This is a genomic window from Curtobacterium sp. WHRI 8282 (assembly GCF_040223925.2).
Lineage (GTDB): Bacteria > Actinomycetota > Actinomycetes > Actinomycetales > Microbacteriaceae > Curtobacterium > Curtobacterium flaccumfaciens.
Window position 1 is genome coordinate 765,335 of sequence record NZ_JBEHCD020000001.1, and the last position, 16,971, is coordinate 782,305.

At 72.2% G+C, this 16,971-nt stretch carries 16 protein-coding genes; 8 read left to right on the plus strand and 8 right to left on the minus strand.

Annotation, left to right across the window (positions count from 1 at the left end; all coding sequences use genetic code 11):
* The first annotated feature begins 63 nt into the window (after positions 1 to 63).
* Genes ABRP24_RS03755 through ABRP24_RS03765 form a run of 3 tightly spaced genes read left to right on the plus strand, consistent with a single transcriptional unit; the run spans position 64 to position 3,916 of the window.
* Positions 64 to 1,455 (plus strand): MFS transporter, encoded by a 1,392-nt coding sequence (locus tag ABRP24_RS03755; RefSeq protein WP_111057308.1) that lies wholly within the window; start codon positions 64 to 66, stop codon positions 1,453 to 1,455.
* On the plus strand, positions 1,452 to 3,158 hold the full coding sequence (locus ABRP24_RS03760) for a dihydroxyacetone kinase family protein (protein ID WP_349847586.1): 1,707 nt from the start codon (positions 1,452 to 1,454) through the stop codon (positions 3,156 to 3,158). The genes ABRP24_RS03755 and ABRP24_RS03760 overlap by 4 nt, the downstream gene beginning before the upstream one ends.
* Complete coding sequence (locus ABRP24_RS03765; RefSeq protein WP_349847585.1) at positions 3,155 to 3,916, plus strand: triose-phosphate isomerase family protein; 762 nt, start codon at positions 3,155 to 3,157, stop codon at positions 3,914 to 3,916. Before ABRP24_RS03760 ends, ABRP24_RS03765 begins: the two co-directional genes overlap by 4 nt.
* On the opposite strand, the gene ABRP24_RS03770 is transcribed toward ABRP24_RS03765, so the two are convergent.
* Positions 3,909 to 4,751 (minus strand): NAD(P)H-binding protein, encoded by an 843-nt coding sequence (locus tag ABRP24_RS03770; RefSeq protein ID WP_138802229.1) that lies wholly within the window; start codon positions 4,749 to 4,751, stop codon positions 3,909 to 3,911. The two genes, ABRP24_RS03765 and ABRP24_RS03770, sit on opposite strands and share 8 nt — an antisense overlap.
* Positions 4,752 to 4,830: 79 nt before the next feature.
* Between ABRP24_RS03770 and ABRP24_RS03775 the strand changes: the two genes are divergently transcribed.
* Positions 4,831 to 5,583, plus strand: a complete 753-nt coding sequence (locus tag ABRP24_RS03775) for a TetR/AcrR family transcriptional regulator (protein WP_349847584.1) — start codon at positions 4,831 to 4,833, stop codon at positions 5,581 to 5,583.
* Here ABRP24_RS03775 and ABRP24_RS03780 read toward each other — a convergent pair.
* On the minus strand, positions 5,580 to 6,251 hold the full coding sequence (locus tag ABRP24_RS03780) for a response regulator transcription factor (protein WP_349847583.1): 672 nt from the start codon (positions 6,249 to 6,251) through the stop codon (positions 5,580 to 5,582). The genes ABRP24_RS03775 and ABRP24_RS03780 overlap by 4 nt on opposite strands.
* Entirely contained in the window at positions 6,248 to 7,459 is a 1,212-nt protein-coding gene (locus ABRP24_RS03785) for a sensor histidine kinase (protein WP_232536553.1), read from the minus strand. Before ABRP24_RS03785 ends, ABRP24_RS03780 begins: the two co-directional genes overlap by 4 nt.
* Before the next feature lie 341 nt (positions 7,460 to 7,800).
* Between ABRP24_RS03785 and ABRP24_RS03790 the strand changes: the two genes are divergently transcribed.
* Complete coding sequence (locus tag ABRP24_RS03790) at positions 7,801 to 8,682, plus strand: manganese catalase family protein (protein ID WP_259475115.1); 882 nt, start codon at positions 7,801 to 7,803, stop codon at positions 8,680 to 8,682.
* 81 nt (positions 8,683 to 8,763) lie between these two features.
* Here ABRP24_RS03790 and ABRP24_RS03795 read toward each other — a convergent pair whose 3' ends face one another.
* The 4 genes from ABRP24_RS03795 to ABRP24_RS03810 form a co-directional block, all read right to left on the minus strand.
* Positions 8,764 to 9,090 (minus strand): hypothetical protein, encoded by a 327-nt coding sequence (locus ABRP24_RS03795; protein ID WP_071248763.1) that lies wholly within the window; start codon positions 9,088 to 9,090, stop codon positions 8,764 to 8,766.
* Positions 9,091 to 9,101: 11 nt separating this feature from the next.
* Positions 9,102 to 9,557 carry an Hsp20/alpha crystallin family protein gene (locus ABRP24_RS03800; protein ID WP_071248766.1) on the minus strand — a complete coding sequence of 152 codons (456 nt, stop codon included), beginning with the start codon at positions 9,555 to 9,557 and terminating at the stop codon, positions 9,102 to 9,104.
* Between the two features lie 109 nt (positions 9,558 to 9,666).
* Positions 9,667 to 10,320 carry a helix-turn-helix domain-containing protein gene (locus ABRP24_RS03805; protein ID WP_232536554.1) on the minus strand — a complete coding sequence of 218 codons (654 nt, stop codon included), beginning with the start codon at positions 10,318 to 10,320 and terminating at the stop codon, positions 9,667 to 9,669.
* Positions 10,317 to 11,834, minus strand: a complete 1,518-nt coding sequence (locus ABRP24_RS03810) for an APC family permease (protein ID WP_051597039.1) — start codon at positions 11,832 to 11,834, stop codon at positions 10,317 to 10,319. Before ABRP24_RS03810 ends, ABRP24_RS03805 begins: the two co-directional genes overlap by 4 nt.
* A 193-nt stretch (positions 11,835 to 12,027) precedes the next feature.
* Here ABRP24_RS03810 and ABRP24_RS03815 point away from each other — a divergent pair, with 193 nt between their 5' ends.
* The 3 genes from ABRP24_RS03815 to ABRP24_RS03825 are packed head-to-tail and all read left to right on the plus strand — an operon-like array spanning position 12,028 to position 16,166.
* Complete coding sequence (locus tag ABRP24_RS03815) at positions 12,028 to 13,521, plus strand: APC family permease (RefSeq protein ID WP_027466974.1); 1,494 nt, start codon at positions 12,028 to 12,030, stop codon at positions 13,519 to 13,521.
* Between the two features lie 49 nt (positions 13,522 to 13,570).
* Positions 13,571 to 15,604: a primary-amine oxidase gene (locus tag ABRP24_RS03820; RefSeq protein WP_349847582.1), complete on the plus strand. Its 2,034-nt coding sequence runs from the start codon at positions 13,571 to 13,573 to the stop codon at positions 15,602 to 15,604.
* A 1-nt stretch (position 15,605) separates the two neighbouring features.
* Positions 15,606 to 16,166 (plus strand): hypothetical protein, encoded by a 561-nt coding sequence (locus ABRP24_RS03825; RefSeq protein WP_027466976.1) that lies wholly within the window; start codon positions 15,606 to 15,608, stop codon positions 16,164 to 16,166.
* A gap of 49 nt (positions 16,167 to 16,215) precedes the next feature.
* Here ABRP24_RS03825 and ABRP24_RS03830 read toward each other — a convergent pair whose 3' ends face one another.
* Positions 16,216 to 16,950, minus strand: coding sequence for an alpha/beta hydrolase (locus tag ABRP24_RS03830; protein ID WP_349847581.1), 735 nt, complete (start codon positions 16,948 to 16,950; stop codon positions 16,216 to 16,218).
* Positions 16,951 to 16,971 lie beyond the last annotated feature (21 nt).

Genomic DNA, 16,971 nt, shown 5'->3' on the forward strand with positions numbered 1-16,971 from the left:
GGACGACCGAACCGACCGCCGGACGCCAGAACGACCGCACCGTGCTCGCAAAGGAGCGAACCCGTGTCACTACCCCCTGCCCCCGCGCTCGGGTCGACGAACGACCCCGGCCTGAAGTCCGCCATCGGCAAGGCGACGAAGCACCTCATGCCGATGCTCGTCATCCTGTACTTCGTCGCGTTCCTCGACCGCACGAACGTCGGCTTCGCCGAAGAGGCCCTGCGCGTCGACCGTGGCATCTCGGACGCCGCCTTCGCCCTGGGCGCCGGCATCTTCTTCATCGGCTACGCGATCTTCGAGATCCCGTCGAACCTGCTGCTCAAGCGGTTCGGTGCGCGCTTCTGGCTCGCCCGCATCGCCGTCACGTGGGGCATCGTCGCCGCACTGTTCGCCTTCACGACGAACGACACGATGTTCATCATCCTGCGGTTCATCCTGGGTGTGACCGAGGCCGGGCTGTTCCCGGGCGTGATCATGTACCTGTCCGAGTGGTTCCCGAACAAGGTGCGCGTGCGCATGTTCGCGATCTTCTACCTGGCGCAGCCGTTCTCGCAGATGATCGGCGCCCCGCTGTCCGGCGGCCTCATCAGCGTCGGTGACCAGGTCACGCCGTTCCACGGCTGGCAGGTCATGTTCGCCGGCGAGGGGATCCTCGCGGTGCTGGCGGGCGTCGCGGCCCTCGTTTTCCTGACGAACAGTCCGCAGCAGGCGAAGTGGCTCGAACCGGGCGAGAAGGCGTCGCTCACCGCGGCCATGGAGCGCGAGGACACCGCCCGCAGCGAGGACGGCCCGAAGGGCATCTGGCGCGCGATGGCGAGCGGGCGCGTCTGGTACTTCACGATCATCTACTTCTGCCTGCAGGTCGCCGTCTACGGCACGACGTTCTACCTGCCGCAGCAGGTGTCCTCGCTGCTCGGGCAGGACGTCGGCTGGCAGGTCGGTCTGGTGTCCGCGATCCCGTGGCTCGTCGGGCTCGTCGCCTGCTACCTGATCGGGTCGCGTGCGGACTCCGTCGGTCGCCGTCGTCGCTGGGGCACCCTGTTCTACGTCACGACCGGCCTGTCGATCCTCGGCTCGGCGTGGGCGGGTGCGAACGGGCAGCCCGTGCTCGGCATCCTGTTCATCACCCTGGCCGTCGCGAGCTTCCTGGCCGTCGGCCCGATCACCTGGGCGTACCCGACGGCGTTCCTGACCGGTGCCGCAGCCGCCGCGGGCATCGGTCTGATCAACTCGCTCGGCAACCTCGGCGGGTTCGTCGCCCCGATCATGCGCACCGCGATCAACGAGGTGGTGCCCACCGACAGCGGTGCGTTCGGCATCGTCTCGCTCGGCGTCCTGGCGTTCGTCGCCGCGGTGATGATCTTCTGCACCAAGTTCTTCCGCGGGGCCAAGGCCGACGAACTGCTCGACACCTCGCACGTCCGCACCACCGACCCGAAGGGCAGCAAGCGATGACCAGACTGTTCAACGACCCGGCGGACTTCGCCGACGAGGCGACCGACGGCTTCGTCGCCGCGAACGAGCGGTGGGTGCGCGGGGTGCACGGCGGGGTCGCCCGCTCCACCACGAGTCCCGACGGCACGGTCGCGGTCGTGATCGGCGGGGGTTCGGGCCACTACCCCGCGTTCGGCGGGCTGGTCGGACACGGCCTGGCCGCCGGTGCCGCGATGGGCAACCTGTTCGCCAGCCCCAGCGCGCAGCAGGTCACCGGGGTCGCGAAGGCCGTGGAGCACGGTGGCGGGGTGCTGCTCAGCTACGGCAACTACGCCGGTGACGTCCTGAACTTCGACGCCGCGGCCCGCACGCTCGAGGCCGACGGCATCCCGGTCCGGACGGTCCGCGTCACCGACGACGTGACGAGCGCCCCGGCTGACGACCGCGCGAAGCGCCGCGGCATCGCGGGTGACCTCTGCGTCTTCAAGGTGGCCGGCGCCGCCGCCGAGCGCGGGGACGACCTCGACACGGTCACCGCCGTCGCCGAACGGGCGAACGACCGGACGCGCAGCTTCGGCGTCGCGTTCTCCGGGTGCTCCCTGCCCGGCGCCGAGGAACCCCTGTTCACGGTGCCCGAGGGCCGGATGGCGGTCGGCATGGGCATCCACGGCGAGCGTGGCATCGACGAGACGGACGTGCCCACCGCCGACGGTCTGGCCGAGCTGCTGGTGTCCCGTCTGCTCGACGAACTGCCCGACGGCGTGGCGCTCGAGGGCCAGCGGGTGGTCCCGATCCTGAACGGCCTGGGCTCGGTCAAGTACGAGGAGCTCTTCGTCGTCTACCGCTCGGTGCAGCGGCGCCTGACGGACGCCGGGGTCGTCATCGTGGAGCCCGAGGTCGGCGAACTCGTCACGAGCTTCGACATGGCCGGGGTCTCCCTGACGCTGTTCTGGCTCGACGACGAGCTCGAGGAACTCTGGGCAGCACCCGCGGACACGCCCGCCTACCGCAAGGGCGGTGCGGTCGCCGAACAGCGGGTCGACCCGTCCACCGTGGCGGCGGACGCCGAGGGCGTCGGCGTCGGCCCGGCGACCGACGAGTCCCGTGCGGTCGCCGAGCAGGTCGCCGCCGGGTTCGCCGCGGTCCGCGCCGTCCTCGACGAGCACGCCGACGAACTCGGGCGCATCGACGCCGTGGCCGGTGACGGCGACCACGGCATCGGGATGCAGCGCGGATCGCACGCCGCCGACGTCGCGGCCGCCGACGCGGTCACCCGCGGTGCCGGTGCCGGCACCGTCCTGCTGGTCGCTGCGGACGCCTGGTCCGACAAGGCCGGCGGCACGTCCGGTGCGATCTGGGGTGCCGCCCTGGAGGCACTGGGTCGCGTGGTCGGGGACGACTCGCGTCCGTCGGGTGCCACCGTCGCGCAGGGGGTCCGCGCGGCCACCGAGGCCGTGCTCGCGTTCGGCGCCACCGTCGGTGACAAGACGATGGTGGACGCCCTGGTGCCGTTCGACGAGGTGCTCCGCACCCGGCTCGACGCCGGGGCGGCGCTCGCCGAGGCCTGGGGCGACGCCGTCCGCGCCGCCCGACAGGCAGCGGACGCCACTGAGTCCCTGGTGCCGAAGATGGGCCGGGCACGGACCCACGCCGATCAGGCCGTCGGCACCGCGGACCCCGGTGCGCTGTCCTTCGCCCTCGTCGTGGAGACGGTCGCCCCGTGATCACCGTCGGGGTGTCGCTGAAGACGTACTTCTCGCACGCCCGGACGCTGTCGTGGGCGGCCGAGGTCGCCGACATCGCCCGGCGACACCCCGCGGTGCGCTCGGACGCGGCGTCGCTCTTCGTGGCGCCGACGTTCCCGGCCCTCGTCCCGGTGCGTGACCTGCTCGAAGGCACCGGTGTGCAGCTCGCCGCGCAGGACCTGTCGTGGGCCGACGCGGGCGCGTTCACCGGCGAGGTCTCCGGCGCCGAACTGCGGGAGATCGGTGTCGACCTGGTCGAGATCGGGCACGCCGAACGGCGCTCCCTCTTCCACGAGGACGACACGACGATCGCGGGGAAGGTGCACGCGGCCTTCCGGAACCACCTGCGTCCGCTGGTCTGCGTCGGGGAGCCGGACCGGGCCTCCGATCCGACCGAGGCCGTGGCGGCGGTGACCGCGCAGCTCGACCGGGCCGTCTCGACCGCCGTCGCGGACGGTCTCGCCGGGCCCCTGACCGTCGCCTACGAACCGGTGTGGGCGATCGGCGCACCGGCACCCGCACCGGACGACCACATCGTGGCGGTGCTCGCCGGGGTCGAGCAGCACCTCACCACCCGGCCCGAGCTGCACGGCAGCACCGTCCTCTACGGCGGCAGTGCCGGACCGGGTCTGCTCACGCGGGGGCAGGGCCGGATCGGCGGCCTGTTCCTCGGACGGTTCGCCCACGACCCCGCAGCGGTCGAGGCGATCCTCGACGAGGTCGTGGCGCTCAGCTGAGCTGGTCGCGGACCCGCCGTGGGGCGCGACCGAGTAGTTCGCCGAGCAGCGGGTCGGTGCCGGCGAACAGGCCCCGCTCGGCGGCCTGGTACATGCCGAGCAGGAACGCGACCATGTGCGGGTCCTGCCCCGCTGCCAGCGCACGGGCACGCCACTCGTCCTCGCCCAGGGCCTCGAACCCGATCGTCCGACCGGACACCTCGGACGCCTGCCGAGCCAGGTCGGCGAAGGTCGGCGCGTCCGGAGCGGTGAGCGTCACCGGTCCGTCGAACGGCTGGTCGGCGAGCAGGATCGCGGCGGCCGCCTCGGCGGCGTCCTCGCGGGCGGTCCACGACACCGGGCCGTCGACGGGGACGGACACCGTGCCGGTCTCCTGCCACGGGCCCGTCATCCAGGCGGCGCTGTGCGCGTAGAAGCCGTTCCGCAGGCTCGTCCACGGCAACCCGGAGTCGCGGAGCAGGTCCTCGGTGGCGGCGTGGTGCGCTGCGGGCACGAAGGGCGAACCGTGCGCGGCGCCCTGGTGGCTCGTGTACAGGACCCGGCCGACGCCGGCGTCCACGGCTGCGTCGACCGCGGCACGATGCAGCGCGACGGCGTCGGCGGCCGGGTCGCTCGACGAGACGAGCAGGAGCTGATCGGCGCCCGCGAAGGCTGCCGGCAGGGTCTCCGGTTCGGCGTAGTCGCCGCGGCGGACCTCGACACCGCGGTCGGCGAACCGCTGTGCTCGGGCCGGATCACGGGCCACCACCGCCAGATCGGACGGCGCGAGGTGCTCGAGCAGGTGGTCGGCGGTCGCGCCGTTGAGGGCTCCGGTGGCACCGGTGATGACGATCATGACTTCTCCGTATCGGTGGAAACAGCGAGTGGATATCGCTGGTAACACAGTGATAGCACAGATCCGTTATCGTTGTTCCGTGATCGAGCAGGGAAGCCAGCGCGACGAGACGCGTTCGCGCATCGTCGAGGTCGCCGGCACCATGTTGCGCGACCGCGGTGCCGCGGCGGTGACCACGCGGGCGGTCGCGGACGGCGCAGGCGTCCAGGCCCCGACCATCTACCGGCTGTTCGGCGACAAGGACGGTCTGCTCGAAGCGGTCGCCGAGCACGCGATGGCGACGTTCTCGGCGATGAAGGCCGACGCCGTCCGGGCTGCTCGTGACGAGGCAACCGACCCCGTCGAGGACCTGCGCACCGGGTGGTCGATGACGATCGGCTTCGGGCTGGCGAACCCCGACCTGTTCGTGCTGTTGAGCGACCCGGAGCGCGGCCGTCGGTCGGCAGCCGCCCGCGCCGGTACCGCGCTGCTCGCCGAACGCATCCGGCGGGTGGCCGAGGCCGGACGACTGGCCGTGCCGGAACACCGCGCGGTCGAGCTCGTGCACGCGGCCGGCACCGGTGCGGTGCTCGCGATCCTGGCCGCTCCGGCGGACGAGCGGGACCCGTCACTCGCCGATGACGTCCTCGACGCGGTGCTCGGGCGGATCCTCGTGCCGAGCGGGCCGACGACGGACGACGGTGGCGCGGCCCCAGGTGGTCGCGGTCGGGGGACCGACGCCGTGACGAGCGCCGCGATCACGCTCCGTGCCGCAGCGCCCCGGCTCGATCGACTGTCGGCAGCCGAGCGGACGATGCTCGCGGAGTGGCTCGACCGGATCGCCGCGGACTAGTCCTCGCGGGCGCCCGCCAGGCCGTGGTCGTGTGCGTAGACGACGAGCTGCACCCGGTCGCGCAGTGACAGCTTGCCGAGGATGCTCGAGATCTGGGTCTTCACCGTCGACTCGGTCACGTACTCCCTGGTGGCGATCTCGGCGTTCGAGAGCCCACGGGACGCCCACCCGAACACGACGCGCTCCCGCTCGGTCAGGGTCGCGAACTCCGGCGGCTGCGGTGCGGGGGCCCGCGCCACGTCCATGCCGAACAGCTGCGCGAGGTCGTTCGGTGCGATGACCGAGCTGCCCTCGTGCACGGCCCGCACCGCGGCGAACAGGAACGGCGGCGTGGTGTCCTTGAGCAGGAACCCGCTGGCGCCGAGCCGGATCGCGGTCGCCGCCGCCGGGTCGAGCCCGAAGGTGGTGAGCACGACGACGCGGGGCAGCGGGCCCGGGACGGCGCCGGAGTAGAGCTGGCGGACGGTCTCCACGCCGTCCATGCCGGCCATCCGCATGTCGAGCAGCACCACGTCGGGGCGCACCTCGGGGATGAGCGCGAGCGCTTCGGCGCCGTCGGAGGCCTCACCGACCACGCGCATGTCGTCCTGGGCGTCGAGCACCACCCGGAGCCCGGCGCGGAACAGCGCCTGGTCGTCGGTGAGCAGGATCCTGATCGGTTCGGTCATCGGACGGGTCCCCCTTGGACGTCGAACGGGATGCGGGCGCGTGCCGTGAACACGTCGTCCAGCACGGCGGCGTCGAACGACCCACCGAGGGCGCCGAGGCGCGAGTCCATGCCGTCGATCCCGCGGCCCGAGCCGGCGGTGGTGCCGTCGCCGGCGACGTTCTCGACCTCGAGCACCAGGTCGGCGTTCCGCCAGGTCTCCCGCACGACGACCGGGTTGCCGGGGGCGCCGTGGCGCAGGGCGTTCGTGAGCATCTCCTGCAGCACGCGGCGGGCGGCGGTGCCGGTGTCCGGGCGCAGGGCCAGCGGGACCCCGCGCACCGTGCGGTCGACGTCGACCCCGGCGTCGCGGATGCCCTGCACGATCTCCTCGAGCGAGCCCGGGCCGGTCGCCTCGGCGGAGCCGTCGATGTGCCCGAGGACCTGTCGGACCTCGACCAGGGAGCTCCGGGCGGTGCTCGCGATGGTGGCGCTGACCGCTCGGATGCGCGCCTCGTCGTCGAGGAACGGCACCGAGTCGGCCTGAGCGATGATGACCGCGAGCGAGTGGCCGACGACGTCGTGCACGTCGCGGGCGATGTCCGCGCGGATGCGTTCGGACTCGGCGACGTCGATCGCGCGGGTGGCGGTGGCCTCGGCCTCGGTGGCGACGGCTTCGGCACGTGATGCTGCGGCCTCGGCGTCGGCACGGCGCTCCGACTCGCGGTCGCGGGAGCGGAAGGCCCGGACGGCGACCCCGCCCGCCCAGACCCCGAGCAGCGCGGTCACCGGGGCGGCCATCGCCAGGAAGGCCTGGTCGCGCGGGCCGTTGATGAGCACGAGGAACCGGAAGCCGGTCGACGCCAGGTAGACCGTGGCACCCGCCCCGGCGACGACCGCGAGTACGCCCGAGACGACGACCTCGGTGCGGGTGCCCACGACGGCGGCGGTGCCGATCACGACGAAGAGCGCGAGGTCCACCAGCGACGGGCGCTCGCCGCCGCCGACCTGGATCACCCCGAGGACGACGACCATCGCCATCGCGGCGGACGGGGAGATGCGACGCAGGGCGATCGCCACCGAGGCCGACAGCACCGCGGCGAGGCTCGCGTGCTCGAGCTCGAGGTCGATGGGCAGCAGGAAGACGAACGCCGCCAGGGCCGCCCAGGCCACGTCGACGGCGATCGACCGGGTGGCGAGCGGCCGGAGGAACCTGCCCCGTTCGGTCACGAGAGCGATCCTCCCATGCCGTACCGGCGTCACGCGGGCGGGGTCATGGCCATGAGTGCGATGACGGTGGCGACCACGATCGCCGCGCAGAGCAGCAGGGTGGCGATCGTGTGCTTGGTCGAGGTCTGCATGCTCCCAGCCTGCGCAACCGGACGGCCGCGGGCATCGGGCGGTCGACCGAAGGGACTCGTCCTGCCGGGTGAAGCCGACGGTGGACCCCGACCCGTCGAACGGCGCATCCGGGACACCCTCTGCGTGATCCGGCCACCTTGGGCGGCCGCTCAGTGCCCCCGGCGAACCATCGGCCGTGCAATCGCTCGATCGACACGAAGGAGCACGATTTGTACTTCCACAAGCAGGAACTCCAGTTCACGGCAACGCCCGACAAGCCCGACGCGATCTACGCCCGCAAGCTGCAGGAGGTGCTCGGCGGCCAGTACGGAGAGATCTCCGTCGCCATGCAGTACCAGTTCCAGGCGTGGAACATGCACATCCCCGGCAAGTACCGCGACATGGTGTTCGGTATCGGCGCCGAGGAGATGGGCCACGTCGAGATGCTCGCGACGATGATCGCGCAGCTGCTCGAGAAGTCCCCGCTCGGCATCACCGAGGACGCGCTGCAGGACGACCCCACGGTCGCCGCGATCGTCGGCGGCACGGACGTCCAGCACGCGATCGTCGCCGGTGCGGGTGCCCGTCCGGTGGACAGCAACGGCAACCCCTGGCAGGGCTCGTACATCACCGCCAGCGGCAACCTGCTCGCCGACTTCACGGCGAACGAGAACGCCGAGATGCAGGGTCGTGTGCAGGCCGCCCGGCTCTACCACATGACCGACGACCACGGCGTGCGGGACCTGCTGTCCTTCCTCATCGCCCGCGACACCATGCACCAGAACATGTGGGCGACCGCTGCCGCCGAGCTGCGCGAGAAGGGCGTCGAGGGCTTCCCCGTGCCGAGCAACTTCCCGCAGTCGAAGGAGAACCAGGAGGTCAACTACCAGTACCTCAACTTCTCCGACGGCGCCGAGGCGAAGAACGGCCCGTGGGCGAGCGGCCCCTCGTTCGACGGCAAGGGCGAGTACTCGTACCACGACGGCCCGACCACCTCGGTCCCGATGCCCCCGCCCACGCACCCCGACGTCCGGCTCTACGGCACCACCGAGCTGCCGAACGTCGTCGAGAAGACGGCCGGCCTGGTGCAGGACAAGCTGAACAAGGAGTAGTCCCGACGGTCGCCCACGCGACCCACGGACGACAGGAGGCCCGGCGCACGACGTGCACCGGGCCTCCTGTCCGTCAGGTGGTCACCGCACCGACGGGGCGGACCCGCCCACGGTCATCAGCGCCCCCGTCTCGGGTTCTTCGTCGCGTGGTGCCTCGAAGATGCCCGAGTAGGCGCGGACCGCGCTCCAGCCCGCGATCAGCAGGGCCGTGCCGAGGACCGCCGCGACCCAGGGCGCCAGGAGCGACTGCTCGAACAGCCGGGGCGCGGCGACCCAGGTCAGGAACGTGCCGGTCAGGCTGCCGGTGGCCCCGAGGAGCACGGCGGTGCGCCGGTCCAGACTCGTCAGCGCGAGCGCTGCGGTGACGACGAGGACCGCGACCACCGCGTTCAGCAGGACGGACGTCATCGCTCAGCTCCTCACTCGGCGGCGCCGGAACCGGCGGCACCGGAACCGACCGCGAGCTGCTCGGACGCGCCACCGACGGTGACCGCGATCTTGCGCGGCTTCGCGGACTCCTTGACGGGGATCGTGACGCTCAGCACTCCGTTGTCGTACCCGGCGGTGATGCGCTCGGCGTCCAGGCCGTCGCCGAGCGTCAGCTGCCGGACGAACGTGCCGGGCTGGCGCTCACGCGTGAGCCACTGCGAGCCCTCGGGCGCGCCCAGGGTGCGCTCGGCGCGGATGGTCAGGACGGAGCCGTCCACGTCGATGTCGACGGAGCCCGGGTCGATGCCGGGCAGGTCGACGTCGAGGACGTAGTGGTCCCCGGTGCGGTACAGGTCCATCGGCATCGAGCGCGGACCGGCTGCGGTGCCGAGGAGCGAACCCGCGAGTCGGTCGAGCTCGCGGAACGGGTCGAAGTTCATCGTCATCGAAATCAACTCCTTCGTGGTTCTCGTTGAGTCCCCTCGACTCAACTGCCACCGTTTTAGCACTCGACCCTGGTGAGTGCCAAGAGATCGCTCAGAGGACGCCGAGAACTCAGCCGAGCAGGGGCTCGAGCCGCGCGACCGCCGTTCGCAGGTGCACCAGGGCCTCGCCGGGCGACTCCACCCGGGCCGCGGGCGCGGACAACGTCAGCCCCGCCACGAGCTCACCGCACTCGCCGCGGACGGGCAGTGCCAGGCACCCGAAACCCCGCACGAAGGCACCGACCTGCGACGCCGAGGCGCCGCCGGCCGCGTGCAGCCGCCCCATCGCGCTCGACCCGGGTGCCGATCGCAGGGCGGTCGCGTCGAGGAGCGGGAAGTCCGGGTCGACGTCGACGTCGCAGATCCCGTCGGCGTCGTACCGGGCCAGGTGCACCCCGGCGCGGACTGCCGAGCGCACGTCGGACAGCACGGACCGGACGGCGCGGGGGAGTGGTGGGACAAACGGGGCCGCGGCCGGGGCGACACCGGCGAGCTCCGAGACCTTGTGCCCCAGTGCGAAGCCACGCAGGTCCGGCAGCCGCACCAGGTACTCGTCCTCCACGAGCAGCGTGATGAGCCGGTAGGTGGTCGCCCGCGGCATCCCGAGCGCGTCCGAGATCTGCTGGGCGGTGACGCCGGGCCCGGCGTGCGCGACCGCCTCGAGCACCGCGAGGGCGTTCTGGATCGCCTTCGGCTGCCGCGCGCGGAGACCGGGTTCGCTCACCGCACCCCCGTCCCGTGGCCGGGTCCGGCGGACGACCGGGAGGCGCCCAGCAGGTCCGCCTCGACCGGCACGTCGTACACCGCCCGGCTCCGACCCCGTCGCCAGGGTCGCCGACGGGTCGCCACCAGGAACGCGACGACGACCGCGGTGACCGCCCCGACGGCGAGGACGACGGCCGGCCACCGGGGCGATGCGGCCTCGACCCCGGCGTAGGTGAGCAGCACGGCGGTGAGCAGGACACCGGTCGTCACCGCGGTGGTCGCCACCCCGGTCGTCAGCTCGCCGATGCGTCGCAGGAACACCGGAGCCGCGAAGCACGTCATCGCGTACGCCGTCAGGTACCCGAGTGCCGCGACGACGAGTTCGGCCTCCATCAGGGACCAGGTCGGGATGCCGGTGAGGAGCCCGAGGACCGGCAGCGCGGTCAGCACCGAGCATGCCAGCACCCCCGCGACGAAGGGTGTCCGGAACCGGGGCGACGCCCGCCCGAGGGCGGCCGGCAGCACCCCTTCACGGCCCATCGCGAACAGCACCCGGACGAGCGCCGTCGTCGAGGCGATCGCGCACGCGGCGAACGAGGCGGCGATCCCGAGGTCGAGCGCCCACCCGACCCACTGCATGCCGAAGGCCGTGGCGAGCTCGTTGACCGGCGACGCGCTCGTGGCGAGGTCGGCGCCGATCGCGGCGAACCCGGTCTGCTGGGCGGCAGCGCTCACGACGTAGAGCACGCCCGCGACCAGGACGGTCCACGAGATCGCGCGGGGGATCGCCTGGAACGGACGCCGGGCCTCCACGCCGAGCACCGACGCGCTCTCGAACCCGACGAAGGCCGTGACCGCGAGCGCCGTGCCCACCGCGAAGGGCGCCGGTGCGGTCGGGCCGAGTGCGAGGGCGGACGTGTCGACGGGCTGCAGCCGTGCGACCAGGGCGACGATCAGCACGACGATGACGGCGACGGACAGGGTCTCGACGAGCAGGGTGAGGCGCGTGGACAACCGGACCCCGAGGGCGATGACGGCGAACACCGCGGCACCCATGGCGGTGATCACCACGACCGTGACCAGGGAGCCGGTGCCGGCCGTCGGGACGAACCGGGACAGCAGGTAGTCGAGGTAGTAGCCGCTGCCGGTGAGCGAGAACATCGCGATGAACCCGTAGCCGAGCAGCAGTGCGGCGCCCGCGACCACACCGGCCGCCGGCCCCAGGCCGAGCGAGACGTAGGTGTAGAGCGAGCCGGTGCCCGCCACGCGTCGGACGAACTGGTTCACGGTGCGTCCGACCAGGAACGACAGCGCCATCGCGGCGAGCAGGGACCACGTCGCGCCCTGCCCGGCGACGGTCGCGACCAGCACCGGGATCGTGGTGGCCGCCGCCGACGGTGCGACCGCGGACACCGACTGCGCCAGCACGTCGACCGGGCCGATGCTCCGCCGGGACAGCCCGTCGACGGGGGAGCGCGTGCCGATGCCCGGCACCCGTGGCGGGTCGGCGATGGCACGGTCGAGCGCGGTCATGCGGCAACGGTACGGGGGCTGCGTTGCCCCGGTGTCTCGGTCGTGTTTCGCGGTGGTCTCGGGCAAATGAGACGCCTCGCCCGGGCCGTCCCATTCGGGTGCGTGCGGGTTTCACACCCGTGGAACGGGGGCGCAACCCCAGCGCGGGACCGTGGTCCCACCCCGACCCAGTCACCCGAACCGGAAGGCCACGATGTCCAGCATCACGAAGGACCCCGCGTCACTCGGAGCCGTACCCGCACCGCAGCGGACCATGCGCGGCTCGCTCGGCGTCACCGCGATCGTGTTCATGGTCGTCGCGGCCGCCGCCCCGCTCACCGTCGTCGGCGGTGCCGCCCCGCTGGGCATGCTGCTCGGCAACGGCGTCGGGTTCCCGTCGCTCTACGCCGCGTCCGCCGTGATCCTGCTGCTGTTCTCGGTGGGTCTGGCGGCGATGACCCGGCACCTGCCACGACCCGGCGCCTTCTTCACGTTCGTGGGCCACGGGCTCGGTCGTCCGGCCGGTGCGGGGGCGGCCACCCTGGCGCTGCTGACCTACACGACGATCCAGGTCAGCGTGCACGGCTACATCGGGTACCTGCTCGGGGTGACCGTCACGGGCCTCGGTGGGCCGGACATCCCCTGGTACGTGTGGTCCCTGGTCGTCGTGGCGCTCGTCGGGGTGCTCGGCTACCGGCACATCGACCTGTCGAGCAAGGTCCTCGGCGTCCTGCTCGTCGGCGAGGTCGGGATCGTGCTCGTTCTGGTCGCCGCGATCGTGTTCCGCGGCGGTGCCGACGGGCTCTCGCTCGCGCCGTTCGAACCGACCCACGTCATGTCCGGCTCACCCGGCGTCGGCCTCATGTTCGCGATCGCGGCGTTCATCGGGTTCGAGGCGACCGCGATCTTCCGCGACGAGGCGAAGGACCCGGAGCGCACGATCCCCCGGGCCACCTACACCGCCGTCATCGGCATCGGCGTGTTCTACACGCTGGCGTCGTGGGGACTCGTGATGGCCTGGGGTCCGGACGGCGTGCTCGCCGAGGCTGCGAAGGACCCGGGCGCGCTCATCCTCACCACGGCGGCGCGGTACATCGGCACCGCGGGCGAGGCCGTCATGAACGTGCTGCTGCTCACGAGCATGTTCGCCTGCGTCCTGTCCTTCCACAACGTCATCACCCGGTACCAGCACTCGATGGCGAACGCCTCGCTCCTGCCCGGTCGTCTCGGCACCGTGCACCGCAAGCACGAGTCGCCGCACACCTCGAGCGTCGTGCAGACCGTCACCGCCGCCGTGCTCATGGTCCTGTTCGCCGTCCTCGGCCTCGACCCGGTCCTGCAGGTCTTCAGCTGGTTCGCCGGGGTCGCCACCCTGGGCGTGGCGATCCTGATGGCCGCGACGAGCCTCGCCGTCATCGTCTACTTCCGCCGGAACCGCGCCGACCGCCGCATCTGGAACACCGTCATCGCCCCGGTCCTGGGGTTCGTCGGGCTCGTCGCCTCGGCCGTCCTGATCTGGGCGAACTTCCCGACGCTCGTCGGTGACGTCGACGGTTCCGGAGCGAGCGTCTTCGGTGTCGTCAGCACCGTGCTCACCGGCCTCGTCGTGGTCGTGCCCGCCGTCGGCGTGCTGCAGGCCGTGGTGCTGCGCCGGCGCGACCGCCGCCGCTACGACCAGATGCTCGACCGTCTCGCCAGCGACGGCTGACCGACCCACCCGACCCGCGCCTCCAGACCGAACCGAAGGAACCACCAGCATGACCCTCACCGATCCCGTCACCACCACCACCCACCCGCTCGCGAACCTGAGCCCCGACGAGTTCACCGCCGTCCGCGACGTCGTCACGGCGCAGCCGGACTGGACCGACACCACGCGCTTCGTCTACGTCGGCCTCGACGAGCCGCACAAGCAGCAGGTCCTGGCCTGGCAGGCCGGCGACGGTCCCCTGCCGGACCGCCGTGCCCGCGTGATGCTCCTCGACATGGCGACCGGACGCTCCACCGACGGCGTCGTCTCGATCACCGACCGGATCGTCCTGTCCACCGACGTGCTCGACGGGTCCCGTGGACAGCTGCCCGTCCTCATCGAGGAGTTCGACGCCGTCGGCGAGATCGCGAACGCGGACGAGCGCTGGGTCGCCGCCCTGGCGAAGCGCGGCCTGACGCCGGACGAGGTGAAGTGCGTCCCGCTGTCGGCCGGGTACTACGACTACCCCGAGGAGGAGGGGCGCCGGATCCTCCGCGTGCTCGCCTTCCGCCAGGACCACCCCGCCGACCACGTCTGGGCGCACCCCGTGGACGGCCTGTCCGTGTACGTCGACGCCGCCAACCGCGCGGTGACCCGCATCGTGGACGTCGCGGAGATGCCCGTGCCCGCCACGTCCGGCAACTTCGACGACCCGGCGGTGCAGGGCGAACCGCTCGACCTCAAGCCGATCGTCATCACGCAGCCCGAGGGGCCGTCGTTCTCGGTCGACGGCGAGTTCGTCGAGTGGGCGAACTGGCGGTTCCAGGTCGGGTTCGACGCCCGAGAGGGGCTCGTGCTCCGGCAGCTGTCGTGGCAGGACGGTGCGCGGCTGCGGCCGATCGTCTACCGGGCCTCGATCGACGAGATGCTCGTGCCCTACGGCGACCCGTCGCCGGTGCGGTTCTGGCAGAACTACTTCGACACCGGCGAGTACCTGTTCGGACGCTTCACCAACTCGCTCGAGCTCGGTTGCGACTGCGTCGGCGAGATCAAGTACTTCGACGCCGTCCTGGCGGACGAGCTCGGCAACCCGCAGACCATCCGGAACGGCATCTGCATGCACGAGGAGGACTTCGGCACGCTGTGGAAGCACGGGGACATCTACACCGGGTCGCAGGAGGTCCGGCGCTCCCGTCGGCTGGTGATCTCGTTCTTCACCACCGTCGGTAACTACGACTACGGGTTCTACTGGTACCTGTACCTCGACGGCACGATCGAGTGCGAGGCGAAGCTCACCGGCGTCCTCTTCACCTCGTCGTACCCGGGTCGGACGGAGTCCGGTGCGGACTACCCGTACGCCTCCGAGGTCGCGCCCGGCCTCGGCGCCCCGTACCACCAGCACCTGTTCTCGGCACGGCTGGACATGATGGTCGACGGGCTGTCGAACGCGGTGGACGAGGTCGACGCCGTCCGGGTCCCGGTCGGCCCGGGCAACGAGCACGGCAACGCGTTCACGAAGTCGGTCACCCGTCTGTCGTCCGAGTCCACCTCCGGCCGTCTCGCCGACGCGTCGAAGGCCCGGACGTGGTTCATCTCGAACACCGAGGAGCGCAACCACCTCGACCGCCCGACCGGGTACGTGCTGTACCCGCAGGACGCTCCGGTGCTGCTCGCGGACGACTCGTCGTCGGTGGCCGCACGCGCCGAGTTCGCGCGGAAGCACCTGTACGTGACGCAGTACGACCCGGCCGAGCGCTTCGCCGCCGGTGACTTCGTGCACCAGAACCCCGGCGGGGACGGCGTCGCCCGGTACGTGCAGGGGGACCGTCCGCTCGACGGCGAGGACATCGTGCTGTGGCACACCTTCGGTCCCACGCACTTCCCCCGGCCCGAGGACTGGCCCGTCATGCCCGTCGACTACGCCAAGTTCACGCTCAAGCCGTACGGGTTCTTCCCGCGGAACCCGGCCCTGAACGTGCCGGCGTCGATCGGGGTGTCGGCCGGGTCGCACTGCTCGCACCACGTCTCCGGCGCCGTCGAGGCCGCACACGACGCAGCCGAGCACCAGCACGACCACGGGCACGACCACGGGGACGGGCACTGACGTGACCGACCTGCTCGGGCTCGCGGCCATCGTGCCGGCGTCGGCCGGGGCCTGCTGCACGGTCGGGGCCTGGCGCCCCGGCCGTGCGGTCGACGTCGTCGCCGCGGTCGCGATGGTGGCGGCGATGGTCGACGGAGCGTTCGGACCCCGGGTCCTGCCGGGTGTCCTGTGGTTCCTGGTGCTCGCGTTCCTCGCCGTGGTGGTCGCCGGGGTGCACCGGTTGCAGTCCACGTCCGCCTGGAGGCGCGGGTCGGCTCAGCCGCCCGGCGCGGCCTCGGCGCACGGCCGGTACGGGCGGCTGCACGCTGCCCTGGGCCTGCTGGTGATGGGTGCGACGGGAGTCGGCATGGCGCACGACGCCGGCGCCGCGGGGATGCACCAGCACCTCGGGGTGGTCGCGGTGACGTGGCAGGTGGTGCTCGGCGGGTTGACCCTCGGGTACCTGGTGCTCACTGTCCACATGCTCCGTGACGGCGTCCGGCGACGATCACGTGCGCTGCCGCTGGTCGAGACCCTGGCGATGGGTGTCGCGGTCGCGGTGATGTCCGCGGCGATGGTCTGAGGCGCTCGCCGGTCGCCGGGTGCCGCGTGCCGATGGCGGTCCGTCCTGCTCAGCGCGCCAGGAACGGGTCGATGACCGCCCATGTCGACTCGGGGGCCTCGAGGTGGGGCAGGTGCCCGGCCGCCGGGACCTCGGCGAACACCGCACCCGGCACGGCCGCCGCCACCGCGCGACCGTACGCCGGGGTCACGACCCGGTCGCTCGCGCCGAACACCACGAGCGTCGGCACCCGCACCGCCCCGAGTCGACCGAGCAGGCTCGGGTCGCTCATCGACCGGCCGGCGACGACCGCCATGGTCTGCCCGTTCGAGCGCTGCACCGCGCGCCGTTCCTCGGTGACGGACGCCGGGTCCTGGTAACCCCGCTCGGGATCGTGCCAGGCGACCTCGGCCAGCCCGCGGGCATCGAGGGCGAAGAAGTCGGCGATCGGTTCGCCCTCGACCACCGCACCCACGCCGTCGATGTCGACGACGGTGCCGACGACCCCGGCGAACCGGTCGTCGGCAGCTGCCTGCACGGCCATCTCGAGGGCGATCCAGCCGCCGATGGAGGACCCGACCACCACGACGTCCTGCTCCCCGGCGGTGACGAGCTGCTCGAGGTACGCGGTCGCCAGGGCCGGGACGGAGTCGATCCCGTCCGGGCGCGGGGTGCCGTCCCAGCCCGGGTGTGTGGGAGCGACGACGTGGAAGGCGGGTGCGAGGTGCGCGACGATCGGTGCGACGGTCCGGGGGCCACCGCCGCCGTGCAGGACGAGCGCGGTGCGGGTGCGGGTGTCGGTCATGGGGTCTCCGTATCAACATGT